This window comes from Aeromicrobium sp. PFPM2_SD2 (assembly GCF_057364525.1).
The window spans coordinates 1-1,529 of the sequence record NZ_JBNFNZ010000537.1; the positions used below are offsets into that span (position 1 = coordinate 1).

The following is a 1,529-nucleotide window of genomic DNA, read 5'->3' on the forward strand; positions in this document are numbered from 1 at the left end:
CGCCGCGGCGCGCCACCTCGCCGAGGCGCTCGTGGCCGTCCACGCCGTCCTCGACCCCGCCTGCTTCGTGCTCGGCGGCGGCGTCGGCTCGCGGACGGACCTGTTGGACCTCGTGCGCGCCGAGCTGACGCTGCTCGGCCACGACCTCGACCTGCGGCACAGCGCCGTCGCCGGCGACCCCGCGCTCGTCGGGGCCCTGCGGCTCGCCGCCCAGGCCCACCTCACGGAAGGAAGCCCGTCATGACCACGGCCCTCGACCGCCTCGGGGCGCACTGGCGCGACTACGTCGTCTACCTCGGCTTCGTGCTCGTCTTCGCCTTCTTCGCGATCACCCAGACCGAGTACTTCCTCACGACGACGAACCTCACCAACATCGTCGTGCAGGCCGCGCCCATCACCGTGATGGCCGTCGGCACCGTCTTCGTCCTCGCCACCGGCGAGATCGACCTGTCGATCGGCTCGACGGTCGCCGTCGCGGCCCTCGGCAGCGCGATGGTGCTCGAGTCCACCGAGGCGTGGTGGCTGGCGGGCGTCGCCGGCCTGGCCATCGGCGTCCTCGTCGGTGCGGTGAATGGCTTCTTCGTCACGGTCGTGCGTCTGCCCTCCTTCCTCGTCACCCTCGCCACGATGGGCCTGCTCGTCGGCGTGGCCCGTCAGCTGACCGACCTCAAGTCGGTGCCGGTCGTCGACGACACCTTCGTCTGGCTCTTCGGCGGCGGCGAGCTGCTCGGCGTCTCGGTCATGGTGTGGTGGACGGTCGTCGTCGTGGCCGTCGGCTGGCACGTGCTGCGCCAGCGTCGCTTCGGCGCGCACGTCCTGGCCGTGGGCAACGACGCCCGCGCCGCCGGCGTCAGCGGCGTCAAGGTCAACCGCGTCCGCATGGGCGTGTTCATGATCAGCGGCGGCGCGGCCGCGCTCGCCGGCGTCCTGTACAGCGGACGCCTCCAGGGCGCCCGGTACACCTTGGGCGAGAGCGACATGATGTCCGTGCTGGCCGCGGTGATCGTCGGCGGCACCGCCCTCGCCGGCGGCAAGGCGGCGATGATCGGCGCCCTCGTGGGCAGCCTGCTCATGGCGATGATCAACAACGGCCTCATCCTGGCCGGCCTCAACGTCTCCCAGCAGATGATCGTGCGCGGCGTCATCATCCTCGTCGCCGTCTCGCTCTCGCTGCGCGCCAAGAAGACCGTCTAGGAGTCCCCGTGTTCCTGCAGACCCTGCGCCGCCGCAACCCCGCCCTGCTCGAGGCGGCCGCCGCGCTCCACCAGTCCGGGGAGGTCCCGGCCAACTCGACCGTCCTGGACCTGGACGCGATCGAGCGCAACGCCCGCATCCTGGCCACGGAGGCCGGCCGGCTCGGCCTGCGTCCGTTCGCCATGACCAAGCAGATCGGCCGCAACCCCGACGCGTCGGTGCGATCCGTCGCGGCGGCATCGAACTCCGCGGTGGCGGTCGATCCTGGAGTGCGGCATCGCCGCCGCTGCGGGCGGCCTGCGCACCGGCCACCTGGGCCCACCTCGTGCAGGTGC

3 protein-coding genes are annotated in these 1,529 nt (G+C 72.3%); all 3 read left to right on the top strand.

The features are described 5' to 3' along the window. Nucleotides 1-244, top strand: a 244-nt coding sequence (locus AC2W7G_RS16030; protein WP_485869314.1) for an ROK family protein, incomplete at its 5' end; no start/stop codon positions are given. Continuing rightward, nucleotides 241-1,194, top strand: a complete 954-nt coding sequence (locus tag AC2W7G_RS16035) for an ABC transporter permease (RefSeq protein WP_485869315.1) — start codon at nt 241-243, stop codon at nt 1,192-1,194. The genes AC2W7G_RS16030 and AC2W7G_RS16035, both read left to right, overlap by 4 nt. Nucleotides 1,195-1,202: 8 nt before the next feature. Continuing rightward, a partial coding sequence (locus AC2W7G_RS16040; RefSeq protein WP_485869316.1) for a hypothetical protein occupies nt 1,203-1,529 on the top strand: 327 nt, incomplete at its 3' end.

Coding starts and splice junctions, on each gene's coding strand:
- AC2W7G_RS16035 (WP_485869315.1), top strand. CDS start 241: ATGACCACGGCCCTCGACCGCCTCGGGGCGCACTGGCGCGACTACGTC.